1 rRNA gene is annotated in these 751 nt (G+C 50.3%); it reads right to left on the reverse strand.

Annotated features, from left to right (window positions below):
- Positions 1–244 precede the first annotated feature (244 nt).
- A 16S ribosomal RNA gene (locus BXO88_RS16215) occupies positions 245–751 on the reverse strand; the annotation flags it as partial.

A 751-nucleotide genomic window follows, 5' to 3' on the forward strand; every position in this document is an offset into this window, starting at 1 on the left:
CTTAACCGTCGTGTTCGGGATGGGAACGGGTGTTACCCATGACCGCATCGACACCGGACAAATTAACTTATTTACTTTTTCAAAGACCTCTACTGTTGGTTATCACTGAGCCTGAAGCTCAGCGATAATCCTGCTTCGCAGGATGGCGATTAAAAATCGCCACATCTCGTTCCAGAGTTTTCTGAAGAAAACTCCTCCAACTCTCAAAAACCGATTAATACACAGACCCTTACTTTTATCTTAGAAAGGAGGTGATCCAGCCGCACCTTCCGATACGGCTACCTTGTTACGACTTCACCCCAGTTATCAGTCCTGCCTTCGGCAGCTTCCTTTCTTGGATCACTGACTTCGGGCATTACCAACTCCCATGGTGTGACGGGCGGTGTGTACAAGACCCGGGAACGTATTCACCGCGGCATTCTGATCCGCGATTACTAGCGATTCCAGCTTCGTGTAGTCGGGTTGCAGACTACAGTCCGAACTGAGACGTTATTTTTGAGATTTGCTCCAGCTCACGCTCTCGCTTCTCTTTGTTTACGCCATTGTAGCACGTGTGTGGCCCAAGTCATAAGGGGCATGATGATTTGACGTCATCCCCACCTTCCTCCAGGTTATCCCTGGCAGTCTCTCCAGAGTGCCCATCTTACTGCTGGCTACTGAAGATAAGGGTTGCGCTCGTTGCGGGACTTAACCCAACATCTCACGACACGAGCTGACGACAACCATGCACCACCTGTCACCAATGCCCCGA

This window comes from Oribacterium sp. C9 (assembly GCF_002007235.1).
In the GTDB taxonomy this organism is placed as follows: Bacteria; Bacillota; Clostridia; order Lachnospirales; family Lachnospiraceae; genus Oribacterium.